10 protein-coding genes are annotated in these 19,051 nt (G+C 46.1%); 2 read left to right on the top strand and 8 right to left on the bottom strand.

Annotation, left to right across the window (positions count from 1 at the left end; all coding sequences use genetic code 11):
* Positions 1 to 90 precede the first annotated feature (90 nt).
* From AC5ZC7_RS20635 to AC5ZC7_RS20605, 7 genes are all read right to left on the bottom strand, one after another.
* The gene (locus AC5ZC7_RS20635) at positions 91 to 951 is read right to left on the bottom strand and encodes a hypothetical protein (RefSeq protein ID WP_496157000.1); all 861 of its coding nucleotides are present in this window, start codon (positions 949 to 951) and stop codon (positions 91 to 93) included.
* 367 nt (positions 952 to 1,318) lie between these two features.
* Complete coding sequence (locus tag AC5ZC7_RS20630) at positions 1,319 to 3,979, bottom strand: hypothetical protein (protein WP_496157001.1); 2,661 nt, start codon at positions 3,977 to 3,979, stop codon at positions 1,319 to 1,321.
* Positions 3,980 to 3,994: 15 nt separating this feature from the next.
* Positions 3,995 to 4,525, bottom strand: a complete 531-nt coding sequence (locus AC5ZC7_RS20625; RefSeq protein WP_511911262.1) for a DUF4402 domain-containing protein — start codon at positions 4,523 to 4,525, stop codon at positions 3,995 to 3,997.
* A 10-nt stretch (positions 4,526 to 4,535) separates the two neighbouring features.
* The gene (locus tag AC5ZC7_RS20620) at positions 4,536 to 12,590 is read right to left on the bottom strand and encodes a DUF8693 domain-containing protein (protein WP_496157003.1); all 8,055 of its coding nucleotides are present in this window, start codon (positions 12,588 to 12,590) and stop codon (positions 4,536 to 4,538) included.
* Between the two features lie 29 nt (positions 12,591 to 12,619).
* Positions 12,620 to 13,477: a hypothetical protein gene (locus tag AC5ZC7_RS20615; protein WP_496157004.1), complete on the bottom strand. Its 858-nt coding sequence runs from the start codon at positions 13,475 to 13,477 to the stop codon at positions 12,620 to 12,622.
* Between the two features lie 108 nt (positions 13,478 to 13,585).
* Positions 13,586 to 14,101, bottom strand: coding sequence for a DUF4402 domain-containing protein (locus tag AC5ZC7_RS20610; RefSeq protein WP_496157005.1), 516 nt, complete (start codon positions 14,099 to 14,101; stop codon positions 13,586 to 13,588).
* A gap of 514 nt (positions 14,102 to 14,615) precedes the next feature.
* Complete coding sequence (locus AC5ZC7_RS20605; protein WP_496157006.1) at positions 14,616 to 16,964, bottom strand: discoidin domain-containing protein; 2,349 nt, start codon at positions 16,962 to 16,964, stop codon at positions 14,616 to 14,618.
* A 331-nt stretch (positions 16,965 to 17,295) separates the two neighbouring features.
* Between AC5ZC7_RS20605 and AC5ZC7_RS20600 the strand changes: the two genes are divergently transcribed.
* Positions 17,296 to 17,847, top strand: a complete 552-nt coding sequence (locus AC5ZC7_RS20600) for a dihydrofolate reductase family protein (RefSeq protein ID WP_496157007.1) — start codon at positions 17,296 to 17,298, stop codon at positions 17,845 to 17,847.
* A 10-nt stretch (positions 17,848 to 17,857) separates the two neighbouring features.
* On the opposite strand, the gene AC5ZC7_RS20595 is transcribed toward AC5ZC7_RS20600, so the two are convergent.
* Positions 17,858 to 18,235, bottom strand: a complete 378-nt coding sequence (locus tag AC5ZC7_RS20595; protein WP_496157008.1) for a winged helix-turn-helix transcriptional regulator — start codon at positions 18,233 to 18,235, stop codon at positions 17,858 to 17,860.
* A gap of 188 nt (positions 18,236 to 18,423) precedes the next feature.
* Between AC5ZC7_RS20595 and AC5ZC7_RS20590 the strand changes: the two genes are divergently transcribed.
* Complete coding sequence (locus tag AC5ZC7_RS20590) at positions 18,424 to 19,026, top strand: NAD(P)H-dependent oxidoreductase (protein ID WP_496157009.1); 603 nt, start codon at positions 18,424 to 18,426, stop codon at positions 19,024 to 19,026.
* The last annotated feature ends 25 nt before the right edge of the window (positions 19,027 to 19,051 follow it).

Here is a 19,051-nt window from a genome sequence, read left to right as displayed (position 1 = left end):
AACAAAGCACCCTTTGGCTGTAGGCCAAAGGGTGCTTTGTTTTGGGCATTGCGGTAGTTTTATGGCAAATGATTTTTACTGTAAATGCCTTTACCTATGATCATTAAAGCGCCCGGAAGTCCAGCCTACATCTCCCTGTTTTAACAGATCCAGCAAGGGAGCCGGAACAGACGCTATCTCCCTGTTTTCTTTCAGATGAAAATATAGTGAATGGCTATCTTCCTCTTCAAATATGTCTTTGGAGAAAAATGCAATGATGTTTTCATCTTCAAAGATTTCCAGCTCCTCAAACCGCTGTTGATTTGTGAGATTGGACTTTAGTATAGTTCTCAGCTGATCGATATCTGCAACAGGCATAGCGAAGCTGCTGCAATTAGTCAGGTAGGAAAGCAGGTGACTGAGGGCAAACGAGGAAACGGAAACGGAGACCAAACCAAAAAAATCGAACTTTTCATTCGTGTCGTCGTCATAATCGAGCAGGTAACAATACACGGCCGGATCGTCTTTGGAAAGGTCTTCCATTTTTATTGCCCAAATCGTGTCTTGTTCCGCTTGTATCATAAGACTAACGGCATCGTGATCTTTTAAGATCGAAATATGTAAGCCGTCCCTGAAGATATTTGCGAATTGATTTGATTTTTGTCCGTTTGGATAAGTATAAGGAGCTTCTGCTAATTGCTTTGATAAAAGAAAATAAGCTTTAACAGCGATGGGTAATTTTACATTCAGTGCTTGCTCAAGCGCAGCAAATGCGGCTGAATGATCTGTATCGGGAATGTCAAAATCATACCAGCTTTCAATCAGGTTGCTTATTAAGTGCCACTTGTCGGCTACGGTTGGATGAGCTGTTTTAAATAGCGGTTTATAATCTCTCAATGTTTTTGTTTTGATGATTTTTATGTTGTTGTTATATCTCAAAAATAACGTCAGCATAAAAACTCGTATGTTCATTCAGTATAGTTTCCATGACGAATGATTGTTATAATTGCAAGGAGCTGGTCGCTGCGTTCAGTTCAAGAACAGGTTCTGTAATTTTTATTATTAGCTACTACCTTATTCTTATGCAGTTGGGACGCGGGATAAGGAGGGTTGTAATAATAATGAATATTTTTTAAATATGGAATAAGTGTAGGTGTGTTGAAATTTATATAAAAAAGAAAATGTGCCTGCGGTTGAAGAATTAAAGCTGTAATTATAGAATTTTTACGTTCGGTTGCTTTTGTAGTACTACCTATTTTGAGCGTAGCTATTGCTAATTAGCATGAGGGTATTTAATTGCCATGGGATTAGCTTTCAGGTTGCTGACAATAAATATCCATTACTCCGTGGCGGTTTTCTTAACCCGGAAAATAAGCCCTTCCACTACATCTCCTTCCAGACGAAAACGGATATTAAACGGTAGCTTCACAACATCCGCTGACATACCCTGTTTTTGCAATTGCGTGGCATCAATCCTTGCGGTATAAGCCCCAGGTGGCAATCCCATATAATCGAAATACCCGTCGGCCTCTGTTTGTGTACGCGCTACCAATGTAGTATCATCTTTATAGAAGCTAACGGTCAGCCGACCCAACCCATTCTGGCTATCCTGGCCATCCGACAGTAATTTACCTGAAACTTCCCCCATAATACTGACGGGCACTTCTATCAGCTTCATCTGGTTGGGATCTATGGCTACACTGATAGCTGGTTTTTTAATTTGCCAGGCAACATTTTCGAAACTGGTTTTTGCCAGCTCTATAAAATAATATTCGTATGGCTCCAAATTTACAATCCGGATGGTGGTGTCATGCAGGTTTTGCAATATTCTTCCCGCGTTACAATTTATTTTCAGCCCATATGCTTTGGGCTCTCCGGGGTCGCGGCGATTATTGCCATTGAGGTCCAAGAAAGGTACCAGTACCACGCCCCCCGTACCTACGCTGGTCCGGTTGCTAAATCCGGCCGACCTGGTTTTATCATCGTATATCAGGCTTCCCCGGGCAGATTCCACCAGGGAGGTCATGTTGGTTCCTTTCCAGGCGGCAAACCCGATCTGTGAAAATGCAAAGTCGTAGCGCAGTCCAACTCCCACATTTGTAATATCACTTTTATAGTTACGTTCATAAGAAACATTCACATAGCCATGATGGAAGAGATACTTCCCTAACTCACATCTTGTTGCCATTACGCTGTGCGTATTGTATTGATACTGCAACTGGGGTGTTGCGATAATAGCTCCCGGGAGGCGGAAGGTGAGTGCCAGGTTGCTATATACAAAAGCGGGGTCTGGTTTCAGGAAGATCGCATAGGTACTTAAGTTAACGCCTACACGCGCAACAGCGCCCGAAAGCATCCATTCTGCCGTGGTGTATCGGGTGTCGGGCATGATAATCTGGTTCAGTGTAACACGGTTAAAGAAAGAAAATCCTTTGGTAATAAAGGGCTTTGAGATAACAAATTTCCTTTCTTCCACATAATTGTAAATGATGGCCTGTTGCCCTTTTTTATACCGGGTGTAGTATAATTCAAATTGTAAATTGGAAGGCATGCGATAGGTGATAATACCCCGTCCTCTTACGCCATAGGTATAGTCTGCCGACAGCAAAAGATTAGGTGTCATACGCATAGATGCCATTACAAAAGGCATCAATTTATCTTTGGTGATAGATGACAGGTATTCCATACCGCCGCCCAGTGTGATCTTCCGGCTGGCGCCATAATTCATTTGCAGGCGGGAAAAAAAGCTGTTGTTGCCATCTTCTACCATGCCTGCACTTGCGGTATATTCAAATTCATGTAACGGTAAGAAATTGAAGGGGATGCTTATGTTTTCTTCCCGTGATCGTTCTTCGCCCCAGGGACCATAGAAACGAAGCTTTACTATTGAATTACCATATACCAGTGGTACCTGGAAAGTGTAAAAGCCTGCTGCATCGGCAGTGGTGTAATCTACCAGTGCATTGTTTACATACAACTCCACAGTCCATCCCGGATCGGTGTAATTACTGAGTGTATATGAGCCATAAGAACGCCGGTACGAGGTGGGGGAGTTGGTAAATTGTACACCTACTATCGGATCAAAAATAGATGCTACTGATGGTACAAATATTTTTCCTGCAATTACTTGTCGTAGCAGGCGATTGTCGTTGTTAACATACCGCCACCGGTAATATTGCTGACGCTGATCGAATGGCTTTACTGCGGATAAGGTGTCATGGGTGAAAGAAAGCTGATTTTGTGCGTAGTTGTTGTAGTTAAGCGATACATTGGTTTCACCACCCAATACCATACCGCCCAATGCCAGGTTCACCCAGGTATCGTTCGCCCTGGTTTCCGGGCGTTGGGTGGCAATCACCGACCAGTCGGCTGTGCCTATACTAAACATCGGGTGCCGGGGGCCTATGATGGTATCAGCTTTCAACTCACCTTTCAGTCGGCTGATATTTCTACGCATCATTTCCTGCCGCATTTCCCGGATGGCAGGTAGTTCCTGTCTTGTTTCCAGTTTCACAGAAAGAGAACGGAAGCTAAATTGGCAGGTTAGGCCAAATACGGTAGCTAAGCAGCCGGTTCCCAGGTAGATGCTGGTTTCCGTGCCCACTATATCATTTTTGTTTAGTGGAGTAAGCTTATCTCCATAGCGGATAATGTTATTCTTTCTGTCTATCAGAAACGGTGCTTTTTCAGTAATAAAAAAGCCATATACCGAATCCATATGGGGAGTGGCAATGTTCTTTATCTTCAGAAAATTAAAAAGATCTGTAACCGATAAGTAAGCTGAATCATTGTTAATCACTGCTGAAATTTCTGCGCCCCCAATACCTTGTACTACCACAAACACGGACGTTTCATATAGAACCGGTTCGGGTTCGGGGTCTATTGCCAGGGATTTCTGTGATATCAGCAACGATAGCATACCCGGTATAACCGTGATGGCTATCATCCTGGCTATACGACACAAAGTGTAGAAGGTGCTATTTTTAGTCGCTGGTATCATTTTCCTTACCTGGAATTATTCCTGTATAAAAGTGACATTAAACACGCCGCTATAAGCGCCTGATGGATTGGAAAGCGGGCTTCCTACCGTAAGCGTTCCGCCAATTTTTACCAGGTTTGTTGCCGGAGGCGTTGCCGTAGTGATGAACGTGCTGCCCGTACTGGCAGCTCCTATATGTAAACTGATAACGCCACCATTGCTACCGGTCAGCGTTACATCAGGACCATTTAATATCGAAATGAGCGTTCCCCTGTTTGCTGTTATTTCAAATATGGCAGGTGAGAAAGGATAGCCCAGGTTCGCCTGGATAACACTGCCGGTAACAGCCCGCGAGCCATCGGGATATATAATGACTGTACCTCCTGACATGCCCTGGAAAAAAGCGCCGAATATAAGTCCCTGCGCGGGATTCACATATACAGAAATTGGCTTGGGGGGTGGCTCCTGTGCATACCCGGTTGTATAGTTTGTTAGCAGGAATATGCCAGCAATTGCCAACCGGTGCAGCCAATTTTTATTTATATTTTTTCTAAGAACAAAGCCCATCTTAAAAAGATTACTGGTTAACGATAAACACTTTCCTGGAAACCACTTTATCATTCGCACGGAAAGAAACAATATAAATGCCACTGCTGTATTGTTTGCCGATCACGTGTTGCTGCCCGTTACCCGCCATTTCTTTCGACCATAACTCCTGCCCCAATAAATTAGAGATGGTGATACGGCATTTTTCACCTGTTACTTTATCAAAGTATCCATAAAGTGTTTTTCCGTTGAAATAAGCGCGGAATACCGGCTCTGAAGCAGGAGATACTATTTCTCCTCCTTTTCGGAACACCAGGGAGAAACGCTTGTCATAGCTCCCGGCTTCCAGGTATACCCTGTACTTCGCATCCTGTAATAGTTCTACTATTTTACCGGTAACTTCATCCTTCAGGTAAATATGTAGTCCATCGGGGATACGTAGCATTTCGATGGTATTGAAAGTGATCCATCCGGTTTTCTCTGTTTTTATTCCCATTGGAATAACAGTATTGGAATCCGGATTGGCTGGCCACGCGTTGATGGAAAGGCGATAGTTATCAGTTGACCAGGCATACATATTAGGAACAGTAGGATCTGTATTCATCAGCTTTAATGCATCCATATCTTTTTCAAAAGAAGATTTGGCGGCCGCATCGAAGTAAATCACCAATGGGTCTGCAGCCAATCCATCATCGGTAAAGGCAGCCCCCAGCCTCAGTAGTGGCATTGTTTGCGGAACCCGGTGAAAAACAGGAGAGAGATTATTTGTTCTCACATTGTTATTAACAGACAAAGTGCCTGATACAGGGAAAGTACCATTGGTAACATGTATGAAGAATCCCTGCATGGCAGCAATAATATTTCCCGCAACACCATCGCTGGAAACACCATTTATATAGGAGCTGTAGGTGCCGGTATACTGGTCGGTAGTACCGGTGTTAAAATAGTAGATAGCGTTATCGACATTGGTCCGCGTCCATCCGGTAGCTGCATCCCAGTCAATCGGCGAAGGATATGGATTACCTACCAGGTTAAATCCTTGTGTATACGGTTTATTATTATTGGTGACAGTAGGCGCCGTCACTGTACCGTTATTTACGGTCCCGGTGATATCCACCGTTACCGGTGAGGTAGAAGTCCCCATTTGTGCAGCATATCCCACCATCGGTGTGAGGATATTAGAAGTAGTTGTATAGGCTACCCATCCAGTGGAGGCACGGTTTTCCACATATTGATAAAAGGAGGGGAAGGCAGCAGTGAGATTAATATCATCGGCAAATTCATTCACGGTCGCCGATTGAAACGGAGAGCTGAAATACCGGTATCCGAAGCCCGTAGGAACATATTGTTGCATGGTAACCGTTCCCGATACTTGTCCGGCGCCGCTGCCATCAATCAATGCAGTTTGACCAGCCGTGGAAAGCAGGGTCAAAAATCCACCAGTAGTCAACTGCCCTGCACTGATCTTTAATATACCACTTAGGTTCAAAACTCCGCCCAGCGTTACCCCTGCGGTATTATTAACAGTAAGGTGCCGTATTGTATTTGAAGAGAAAGTAGATGCTGGTATTACCTGGGCAGATAAACCATTTAATACAATGGTGCCGTTTGTAGCGGTAAAAGTACCGCTGTTGGCAATCGTACCACCTATCTGCAGGATGCCTCCATTCACGGTTACACTTGCGCCACTTTGAATAGTAATATTGTTGGTTATCGCTGTTCCTGTATTGATCAGCGGATAATTAACGAGACCGGTGGGAATAGTTACATTCGTAACACTTACTGGTATCACTGTTGGCAACCAGTTACCCGTAACATACCAGCTATTGCTGACCGCTCCGGTCCAGACAGTACCGGTTGATAACTCGCCCACTGCCAGGTCCCCAAAGGTCGTCAGACCAGTTGTTTGTATGGAAGTAGCCAGGGGGGCGGTTACTGATGGTTGTGTCCATACTCCGCCGCTATACCGGGCCACTTTAAAATTGGTTGTATTAGCCCCTGCATCTACATCAGCAGCGATCCAGTTGAGCGTGGCGGTAGCAGTAGTAAACGCGGTACCATTGTTGGTAACAGACCAGTAGCGGTTTACTTTTTTACTGGTATTTAAGCCGGAAGTAGCCAGGTTGGGGTGGCTACCCGGAGTTACCGAAGCCGTCACATTTCCACTGGTGCTTACGCTGGCAAATGTTAGGGTGGCCGGCGTATAATTCAGGCTGTCTCCAATTTCATAAAGCCGGTTGATGTTAGTACCCGAGGCAATATTCTTTTGCAGTAAACCGTATACCCATCCGGTGCTTTGTCCACCGCCCACTACGCTTCCGGAAGCTGCGATGATCATGGTATTACTGCCTGTCCGTATCCCTTTTGCGGTAAATGTCAGGTTACCATTGACAGTTACATTGGAAGATAATACCATTGATCCTGCCGTCTTATTAATGGTAATATGATTAAATGCCCCTGTAGAATTAATGTTTTGGTCCACACTTCCGGACATGTAAATAGTAGATCCGGCATTAGTAAATGCTCCTCCTGTCATGGTCCAGTGCCGCTTGAGCGTATCCGTAAAGTTACCCGGCACAAAGGTGCCGTTGCTCAATGTAAAATCATTCAGGATTGTTAACGCAGCAGTGGCCGTTTTTGTACCCGCAGCAGAAATAGTGAGATTCCCGTAGGGGGTAGCTGTAGATACTGTTTGTGTGCTACCGCCATATTCCACTGTACTTAAAGTATCTAACAGGTAACTGTCAAACGCAGGTAGACTGTAAACGCCCCTCACAATAAGCCGGGTACTGTCGTCGATCGTTAGCACGCCGCCACCGGCAGGATCTTGTATAATAGTAGAATCTCCCGTGTCCAGTGTTCCGCCTATAATTGAAAGGGTCGACATTAAGCTGAGGGTTCTGGCCATTGTCACGGTAGCAGTAGCCGATTTTTGTACCTGAAGTTGCGCCAGGTTAAACGGACTTGCCGTACCTCCAATAACAGAAGGTCCGTTGCCTATCATATTTGGAATACCAATAGACGCATCCAATGCGCCATTGATCGTAAAATTATTCTGGATGTTGAAATTCGATTGCGTTTGTACGGTACCGTTAATCACCAGGTTATAGAACGTAGTACCCAGGCTGCCTGTTAGCGCTCCGGAAGGCGATGTCATGGTAAAAGTAGAGGTGCCTCCATTCAGGGTACCATTACACTCAATATTTCCATTTACGGTAAATGTATTACTGCCAGCGTTGAAGATAGCATTGCCCTGGATATTCATATCTCCGTTCATCGTCCAGTTGGCCGTTGGAGTCACGCCCACCGTATTTGCAATGGTAACTGTATTCAGGCTGCTGGGAGCGCCATTAACTGTTATGGCCGCCGTACCGCCAAATATCACTGTACCTGTACTGGAAAAAGAAGTGCCGGTGAGTTGTATATTCTGAGGAGAAGAAGGATTAAAATTCAGCGTACCACTACTTGTTACGGTACCATTGTTAGTAAAACTACCCTGAATAATATGAGTAGGCAGCCCTCCATTGAAAATAGCACCATTGCTTATATTAAATGCTACCAGCACTGTCCATCCCACACTGGGATTGATGCCTGCGGTATTATTTACATTCAGTGTGGCATATGTGGGAGAGCTGGTGGAATTTAAGACCGGGGAAATATTCCCGTTAAAATTGATCACACCTGTTGAGTTAGACACCAATGCATTGATAAAGCGGATCGTTTGCAGCGAGGTACCGGTAAACGTGGTAACGCCATTGCTGATAAGAGATCCGCTGTTGATCAGATCTCCATTCACGGTAGCTGACCCGCTGCCGCCATCATACGAGCCTCCGGTGATTATTTGTAGTAATCCGTTATAAGTGATATCACTCCCTGCTACCACATAACTGCCATATACGGTTAGCCGGTTGAAGGTAGTGTTGCCCGTAATGGTTTTGTTGCTTCCGTTTAGTGTAACCGTTCCCGTGCCTCCTGAAAAAGTACCGCTATTGATCCAGTTACCATAAAGATTGGTGGTAAATGCGCCGGCACTGTAGGTAACACCACTACCAATCGAGAGGTCGTTATTGACCGTGAAATTGGCGGCCTGGGTTTTGGTGCCGCTTCCGCTTAATGTAAGGAATCCATATGTAATATTTCCGGCTATTGTTTGCGCCCCGGCTGCGTTGTAATTAACCGTACTTGTATTTCCCAACTGGTATTGGGAGTAGTTGGCCGGAAAATTGGCCGTCCCGCCCACCGTTAATATGCTACCATTGGCCACCGTCAAAATTCCTCCCTGATTGGATCGGTTGGCGGTAAAGCCAGCCAGTCCAAGGGTACCGGCATTCACTGAAAGATTTCCATTCATCACGATGTTGCCGGTGAGTGAGGCTGTTCCGCTGGTTTTATTGACCACCAGGTTGTTAAAGGTCGTGCTGCTGATATTTTGCGCATTGCTGCCGGTAAAATTAATAGTTCCTGTTGACGGTGTGAAGGTGCCGCTATTGTTCCAGTTGCCACTCAACGTGATGGCTGCACTGCCGCCATTTGCCGTAGCCCCTGCACTGATTCCTATATCACCGGTTACCGTGGTAGCAGCATTCACACTCAGGTCGCCGCTGCTCACTGTAAGATTGCCGTTAACAGTAGTACTGCTGTTGATTTGGGCACTGTTGGCAGATTTATTAATGGTAAGATGGTTGTAGGTAAGGCCGGCAACCGACTGTAATGCGGCGCCGTTGTATATCACACTGCCGCTGCCCGCAGTAAAAGTACCGCTGGTATAATTAAAATTACCGCCAATGCTGAGTGATCCCGTGCCGGAACAAGCTATGCCCGCTCCACCGGATTGGGTTACTGATCCACCCACAGCAACACTGCCATTGCCAACATTTAATTGGATGGTATGCCCGGTAGTACCGTCGCTTAACACCAGGTTACCATTTACAGTCATTGTTTGACTACCCACATTAATTGTATGTGCCGCATTAGCCGACCATACCCCGCTGATATTTCCCTGGGTAGTCAGTGATCCTCCGGAGGCCAGCGTGAGCGTAGCCGCCTGCACGCTGCCGAAGGAAATACTTTTTATATTCACACTGTTGCTGATGACCGGCTGATTGGTAAAGGCAATTGTTCCTATTTCCGCAATATCGTTTACTCCTGGCGGACGAGATGGGCTGCCCTGCGCAATTGTCCAGTTACCGGCTGTATTCCAGTCGCTGCTCACACTGCCATTCCACCTTACCACATTGGCGGTTGATGCCAGGGTATAACGGCCATTGAAAGCCGCCAGCAGACTGTTTTGTTCCACGTAATTAGCCGTGGTGCTGCTGGCAGCATTGCCGTATACTGACCAGCTGGAGCCGGCATTGCGCCAGATGGTGAGGCTCGACTCTGTGTTACCGTTCAACTCAGCATCTTCATAGTGGAAACGAAGGGTGGTAGCAGCGAGGGTGATGCCACTGACCGTAATATTATATTCACGGTTAATAGCTGCACCAGATGGAAAATCTGCTACCGGCTGTGGAAGTACAGACATGGTAATAGAAGCGGAGGTAGTAATGCCCGTAAGGGTAACGGTAGTATTGGGGCCTTCGAAAGCATAGGCAGTGCCTAAATTAAATACGTGGGAATGTTGGATGGTGCCCAGTATAATACCGTTGCCACTTCTGTTGCCAGTAATGGTGACTGTATTGGCTCCTGTATTCATGGTTCCATTCGTCATCGTGAGCGTTCCTACAGAGATATTATTGACCAAGGTTACCTGCGTAGCCGCAGTTGATTTATTTATGACGAGTGTATTAAAGGTAGACGCTCCCGTGATCGACGTATTGCTACTTCCTGCAAGCGTTACCGTACCCGTGGATGCTGTAAACGTGCCGTTGTTGATCCAGTTGCCTGATATGGAAACGGACTGACTGGCACCATTAAAGGTGGTACCTGATGTAATGGTAAAGTCACCATTTACCGTTACAGTACCCCCTAATGTTTTGGTATTGCCTCCACTAACCGTTAGGTTATTAAAGGTGCCTGCAGGTACTGTCTGGGCTGTCGTGCTATTGAAATTGACGGTGTTGGGAACAGTGGAGGTTACATTGAGTGCACCCGCTGTAACGGTATAGGTATTAGCGATTCCCAGTATTGAATTCGCCGACAATTGTAAAGAGGTACCATTCAGGGTAACGTTAAAAAGATTAGCCACGCCATTGAGCACGCTGGTACCGGTAAAGGTAGCTGTACCTGCGCTGGCAGAAAAACTACCAGATACATTCAGTGTATTACTAACAGAAAAATTGGCGGTGGATGTAATAGTACCGGTTGGTATCAGGCTTCCGAAGCTCAGTGTGCCTGCACCGGAAATAGTCTTTCCCGTACCGTTCATTGTTACACTGCCCGATGTATTGGTAAAAGTACCACTGGCAGAAAGATTGCCTGTTAAAATAAGATCTGTTGCTGCCGTCACGGTGCCTGATATGGCCAGGTTTTCGAACGAAAAACCTGTACCGGTGATGGTAGTACCAGTGCCGCTCATGGTAACTGTGCCACCTGTTTGATGTGTAAATGTTCCGGGGGCCGTGCTGGTGAAACTGCCGGAGAGGTTAAGCGAAGTATTTGCTGCAGCCGTAATATTAGTGGCAGCCACAGTCAGGTTATTAAAATTATGCGTTCCTGATCCACTGATAGAAGTGCCTCCTCCCGTCAATATCACGGTGCCGGTGCCGCCGCTGAAGGTACCACTGTTGACCCAGTTGCCTCCGGTAGTTATCGTAAAGCTTCCCCCATTGAAGGTAGTGGATGCATCAATATTGACGCTTCCGCTCACGGTAATATTCGATGCTGCCGTATAAGTAACGGAAGTGCCGCTACCGACGGCCGAAGTAAGATTTCCGGCTACAGTAAAGGCGGAGGATGGCATCGTTTTTACGGAGGCGCCGCTGCCGGAAGACAGCGTGAGATTGCCATAAGTTTGAGCGCCCACGGTTTGCGTAGTGCCATTATACTCTACGGTGCTGGTCAGACCAAGTGATACGGCGCCGTAGTTAACAGGAAAGGTGTTGGTACCGCCAATCTTCAGTGAGGCCGAATTGGCTACGTTTATACCTCCGCCGGCTACGGTTGTACCCCGGTTTGCGGTAAATGTAGACAGGTCGAGTGTGCCGGCAAGTACTTCTATGGTTCCTACACTTGCTGTAGTGGAGTTGAGCGGGTTCAGGTTGCCTCCCAATGTTTTTATGCCGCTACCGCTGATTCTTAGTGTGGAATAGGTCAGGTTATTTTTGACGGTTTGGGCTACCAGGGTTCCGCCGTAATTCACAATGCTGCCGGCGGCCAGCGTAATGGCTCCTGAGAGGGTGTTGTTGCCTGCAAATGTGGCTGCATTTACCTGCAAAATGCCACCAGCGCTCACCGTCATAGTACCGCCTCCGGAAGTCACTACCGGGGTGGCAGCATCTACCGGAATAAATGTACCATTTATGGTGAAGGTACCGGAAACAGCCATATTCACATTTTGAGTAGTAATACTACCTACTCCAATGGTAAGCTTGCGGAAGGTGGTGGTAGCAGCCCCTCCAATGCTCTGGGTAATTCCTGCAAAGGTTACTTTAGCATTGTTGTTGGTGGTAGTATAGGTGCCTCCATTCGTCCAGTTTCCATTTATAGTTAAGGTAACCCCTTTCTGGCTGATGGTGCTGCCGGCACTGATCACGAGATTGCCCGCAACAGTGAGATTTTTACTGAGCGTAAGGGTAGCGTTAACACCGGCTCCAACGGTAAGCGACTTACAGCTGGCGCTTGCACTTATGGTTGGGCTGAAGGGGCCTGTAAAACTGGCATTGCCAATAATTGCATCCACGGTGGCGCTGGGTACGCCGGCGGTCCAATTGGCACTGGTTGACCAGGCGTTGCTCACCAGCCCGGTCCAGCTGGTTTGAGCTAATGATAATGCAGGCAGCAGGAAAAGCCCGACTGTCAGTAGCCAGGCAGTTATGGATATGTTATGAGGCTGGTCAATAGCTACACCAGGGTTACCTATGTAGAAAATCCGGGAAAATTTATTGATACCAACATGACGAATTAACCAATGTATAATCACTTCCATGGGAGTGTTATTGGGTTGATGTGCTCCCCCTAGAGTACCAACTCTGCTGCCGCAAGTTGTTGCATGGCCGTCTTCAATTTCGTGGTGTATGCTACCCTTAACTTTCCTTTGTGATAATTAATTCCTGGCTTATTTTCGAGGGGGAGGCGGAGATAACGTTGTTTATTCGGGGTGTAAACGGCTAGTCCTCTTACCACAGCCACTTCTGTCATTCTTCCCTGTGGAGAGATATGCTCCACAGTTATATCACCGTATACAGAGGCATTCCCTGACCGGTTGACCAAAATACTCAGCATGGGTGAGGCATCCCTGGCCAGGTCTACAGAAAGATCTGACAATTGCACATTGGCATTAGTTTCACCAACCCTTATGATAACCGGGATCGTAATGCCAAAAACCGGTGTAAGTTTTACGTTAATGCCGTTACTGTCTGATATTGGTTTGTTTTGGGAAGTCATCTCACCAGGGATGGCCCTGAAATAAAGATGAGAGCGATACTCGCCTGTTGGCAACTCCCCGTTACGGGTGAGTTGTAGCTTTATCACTTGTGCTTCATTAGGCCCCAACACAACACTTCGTGGAAAAAAACGCAGGTACTTACTCGCAAATTCCTGTCCTGAATCCGGCTCATTAATTTGGTCAAAGGTGCCGTTTTTATTCATCCTGATCTCTACAAATGAAATAAGGTACCTCGCTGTATCCGTACCGGCATTCGCCAGGTTTAATTCTTCCGCACGTTTCTGTCCTTCAAAAACAACTCTTACGGGTGTTACCAATAGGTTGCCCTGTGCATTTGTCAGGAATCCTGAACAACATAAAATAGCTGTAACAATAAAATGGAAGGTGCATCCGATATTTAAAATACCTGGTCTTACCGATATCCTCATGAGCGTATGCTTTAAAATAAAAGCGTATAACCGTGGGTATGCCACGTACTAAACAGTGGGTTAAATTTTAACTGGGGAAAAATCAGATGACGTTATCAGACCTCTGCGTCAGTTATAATTAACAGTTACGTTAAATGGGGTACCTGACACATACGTACCAGCCGGCTGAGCAGCGGTAACATTCAGTGTAGCGCCCACATTGAGCGTTTGGGTACCAGCAGTAAGTGTTCCCACACCAGAAGGAGTGCTTGTGAAATTGGTAACAGTCATTGTATTCGACCCACTTGTAATGGTCAGCGCCGAAGATGGCAGGGTTATGCTGTAAGAGTAATTACCGGTTCCGTTCACAGTAAAGGAAGCGGCCGTAATAGTTCCGGTGGCCGTTGTAGGCAAAGTTACACCTCCTGTAGCGCTACGTACACCGGCGGGAGTAAGCACTACTGTTCCTCCGGTTGTAGATTGTACAGCTACATTACCAAAATTCATATCCACTGTTTTAGTGATACTGATAGGAGTTACAATAGTAGCAGTGGCAGTGGCGGAGGCAGTTTCCTGTGCTATGGCGCGCACGCCTGCAGCAAGAAATACCAATGTGATGAGTGCCGTAATTTTAGTCCTTTTCATTTTGTGGTTATTTTAGTTTTGAAGGTATATTCGGTAAATCACCAGTAAATAATAATAAAAGATAATTCTGGTTGTTAACTCACAGCGTATTCATTCTCTTGCACTGGTTAGACTGGTTGTTCGTATAATGAAGATAGTATAAATATCACTTGCGGGGAAATATTTATGCTAACCAATCACGATAAGTTAAATCAGTATACATCAGGGCGTTACGGATGAGTAAATTTGTCCTTTGTCCGCCTATATAAATACACTAAAATGACCAAAATGTTCATTACCTGCAATGCAGGTCCACAAGAGAGGACTTCCTTTTCAGACCCTATTAGCTTTATGTTAATTACCGGGTTGTACTATGAAAGGGATTGGTTTAGTATATTTTGCTAAATATTGGCTTCCTGGAAACAGAAAATACCTCATAGGACGTCAACACCCAACCAGGTTTTAGCCGTTAGGAAGGTATCCTGATTTGAAAGGAGTGGTAATACTTTCTGTTTTTTTAGAGAGATGGAAAGCCTCAGTAACCATATACCTTCAGCGCATAAATTCCCGTGGCTGCTTTTTCTGCGGCAGGTAATACGGTAATGCGTACCCAGCGTCCGATTGCTTTATGAAGATCCACAAAACAAGGCAGTGGAACGTCGTTGTTGCTGGTTCTGTCGGCAAATAGCTGCCAATGCACCTTATCAGTAGAATACTCCAGCTTGTAATGTGCGGGTTTATCTGTTAGGTCGGTGAAGGTTTCGCAGCGGGTAATGTTACAGGGACGTCCCAGATCTACCATTAGCCATTGGGCTTGTGGGGGATCGCCTGTCCACCATTTGGAAAGGGAGTTGCCATCAAAGGCGTTGACGGCCTCTTGTCCGGGCGATTCCACGGATGCAGTAGCCACTTTCCAATCAGATAATAACCGGCCCCTGAACGGAACGTAATGAAAAGCAGCATTATCAAATTTGGCCTTATTCCAGCCGGAAGTAAATCCGGTGGCGCCCAACAGGTAGGTTTTGTCCTGGATTGAAGCCACTGTATGACCATCAATAAATGCCTGAATGCTATCGGCATTGCACCGTAATCTGAGGCGATGCCAGGTGTTGGCATCCACGCGGCCTTCGGCTAAAGTTTGTGTTTTCGTTTGTAACTTCCAGGTATTGTCTTTACAGATACTCAACCTGTAACCCAATGGAATCTTAGCTTGTGAGGATTTATCATAAGAAGCCCTGATGATTACGCCGGCATAACCGGTGCCATTGAAGGCATTTTCTTCTGCTAATACATCTGCGGCTACTTCACCGTTTTCCCATTCTGTACCCTGTGCCACAAAAGTATAGGCGCATTCATCGGGGATCCAGTGGGTAATATCGTTGTTCAACATCTGCCGTAAACATTTACTTTCACCAGCTGCCTGGTAGATTTCAAAAGCGCCGGAATTATCGTAGAAATACCTGGGCGACATCGGTGCCTGGTTCAGCGTATATTGGTCGAAGTTATCCTTATAGGTAGATGGGAAATCAGTAGCAGGGGGGATGGTATGGGCGCCTTTCCGTTGCCCGGTGGTAGTAGTCAGCGAGTAGATGCTGGCCGCATCCAGTTGAATGGTGAACACGCCGTTTACAGGTTTGATATCGGCTAGCCGGATCAATTGCCGGATGCTGTCTGATTTCCACACATGTACAACGCTTCCGGAGAGATGTGTTGTTTTAAACGTTATTTTTTTCGGGAGATTCCCCGTTACGGCTACGATGCTGTAGTCGCCCTGGTTACCGGGGCGTTTGTACGTGCAGTAGGCGCCGTTTCCGGGCAGCCATCCGCAGCCATCATCGAGGTATTGCCATCCTGGTTGAACAAACTGGTTGAAATGCGCTACTGCCCAGATGGTAGGCCACACCTCATAATAGCCGGACCAGGGGCTTACCCCTTTCATCATGCCTACGCTGGAAAAGCACGCGTTGTCGGGCATGGAAGCAATGGGGCACCAGACGTTCACTTTTACAATCTTTTGTTTGAGATAACATTTCAGGATGTTCAATGCCAGGTACATGGTGTTTTTCCAGGATTTTCCTCCCAATGAAAAATCTTCTCCTGACCATAATGGTACACCGCACTCAAAGGCATTCTTTCCGGCAAATGAGGTTCCTTCCCGCCACATATAGGAATCGGGGTAGTGGTAGCTGACTGCCGCCACTGCATGACGAAATGCGGTATCTTTTATCAGTTCGTCACAAATAGCCCAGGCGTTTCCGGCGCCTTCCGGTGCATTGATCCCGATATGGGAGAAGCCACTTTTATTCAACAGTGGCCTTAACGTGTCTACGATCCAATTACGATTGTATTCCCGTTCGTTCCAGCAACCACCGATATATTTCATAGGAAGGCACCAGTGCCGGGCGCCTTCGATGAATTTAACGAGATAGGCGGCATTGTCGGCAGACCAGGTGCCATTGAACCATCCGGGCATGCTCCATTCCAATGCATCCAACTCAATGTTGGGGTTTCGGTTGGCCGCTTCCCGCATGAGCCAGTATTCGTATCCCCTGTTATAATTGGGGGCAGCCATTTCCGCACGGGTGCGGGCGAAGCTGGGCTCAGCGCCGCAGGTGCTGTTGCCATCTCCTCCGATTTCTGTTTTCAGGTAGATAAAACCCGCGCCGAAATTGGGCTTGAAAAGATAGTCAAGAATATTACTTCTGCGGGCAGCAGGATAATCGATCAGCATACGGGAAGAACCGCCGGCACTCACTGCACCGATGCCTTCAAACACCCGGCCACTGCCATTTCCATTGATAGGGATCGTATCTGTATCGATAGCATAGGTGTAAACAGAGAGCAATAATAAACAGGTTGTGACCAGTCTTTTTTTTGATAGCATGCGGCGCTGTGTTTTGTGTATTGTGTGCAAAGTAAGATTTATTGTCAACCTGGATTTTGTAATTACAACGCCATCCCTTTTGTATGGCGCCAGTATCAGCGGCTTTGTCTTTAGCAGCATAGCCTACCGCAATAGTAGCATATGACAGTCGAAAATAATAAGGAGTCATTTTATGAAAAATGGACAATCGCTTCATTAAGATGGATTATCCGATGAAGCATTCAACAGACGCTGGGTTGGTCTTAAAGACCCCCATTTTTGTCTCAGATGCCCCCGTCATGATGGATATATTATTTTATTTTTGACCTATCTGAGCAAATCAACCTATCACATGAGAAAAATAATCTACGGTATCAATCTGACTTTAGATGGTTGCTGCGACCATACCCAACTGAGTGGCAGTGCAGAAACCCACGACTATTTTACAGACCTTATGGAGAATGTTGACCTGATTATTTACGGACGTAAAACTTATGAATTGATGGTGCCTTTCTGGCCGGATATGGCGCAAAAAAAATCCGGGACCGCATCGATAGATAGATTTGCGGAGACATTTGACGCTATTGAAAAAATTGTTTGTTCCAGGACGGTAGAAAGTTTTCCTGGTAATCCAAGGGTGATCCGCACCAACCTGGCAGAAGAGGTTTTGCGGCTGAAACAGGCGCCGGGAAAAAATATTTCAATTGGTGGCGTAGAATTACCGGGCGAGTTGATAAGGCTTGGCCTCGTGGATGAATATTATTTTCTTGTTCATCCTGTCCTGGCAGGAGAGGGAAGACGGCTGTTTGACGGGAAGAAACTTCCCCACCAGGTACCATTAAAACTAGCGGATTCAACAACGCTTGCATCAGGATGTATAGCGCTTCATTATGTGAAACAGTAAAGGGACCCGATCAGGACTGCATCCGCAAGCTTTGCTTGATTTTTTCCCTGTGTTGCCTACCCCAGGCACTCAGTTCAGTTATCAGTTTCTTTAAAGTGCTGCTATACTCCGTTGCCTCATAAACAATGGTTACCGGCGAGGTAGGATATACCCGTCGTGCGATAAAACCATTCAACTCCAGATCCTTTAAATCTTTAGCCAATATCCTGGAAGATATACCCGGGATTTCATGTAGTATCTCATTAAAACGCTTTGGTGACTGCATTAGGCAAAGGAGTAAAGCCAGCTTCCATCTTCCATTGATAACAGACAATGCATCAAGGGCATTTTTAAGTGCGCCGGCGCATTCTTCCAGGCCAGGAAGTGGCTCATGTATAATTGTTTCCATAGTTACAAATGTAATGACATTACCCAAATGTAAGCGCTTCCCTTTATGTAAGTACGCCCTTTTGACTACCTGGTAGCTATAATTTTGTTTTTGATAATTCGGGAGCAAGCTTGCTGCTTCTTTAACAGAAAAGAAGCGGCCATCCCGGAATGTAAAATTGATAACATGATTAAACCGGTAAATTTTTTATGAAACGTATCCTTCATTTAATGTCCAGTATACAAGAGAAAGGATCTCACAGCGTTCAGCTGGGTCGCGCTATCACGGAAAAAATTCAGGAAAAATATCCGGGTAGTACACTGGAAGAATTAAACCTGGTTGATATCGACATGCCACATCTTAATCCAACTGTTCTCCGTACATTCTTTCTTTCCAGCGATCAGCTAACGGAAGAAGAAAAAGCATCCATCCGTTTTTCTGACCAGCTGGTTAAACAGTTATTGGGAGCAGATATCATTGTGATTGGTGCACCGCTTTACAACTTTACAATTCATTCATCGTTAAAAGCCTGGATTGATCACATTACCAGGGCAGGCATCACCTTTGGATATGGTGAAAATGGTCCCGTAGGAAAGGTAACAGGAAAGAAGGTGTATGTTGCGATGTCTTCAGGGGGTGTTTATTCAGAAGGGCCGGGTAAAGCGAACGACTTTGTAGCGCCTTACCTGAATGCTTTCCTGGGTTTTTTAGGCATGACCGATTTAACAGTGGTGCGTGCGGAAGGCTTAAAAGTACCGGGTGTGATGGAATCTGCCATGGAGAAAGCCATTGGCAGCATAGCGATTGATTAATGCCACTTTTGATTAGCCTTGCTTT

The sequence above is a fragment of the Chitinophaga sp. 9-1-y genome, assembly GCF_059511905.2.
This window is presented reverse-complemented; position numbering and strand designations above follow the sequence as displayed.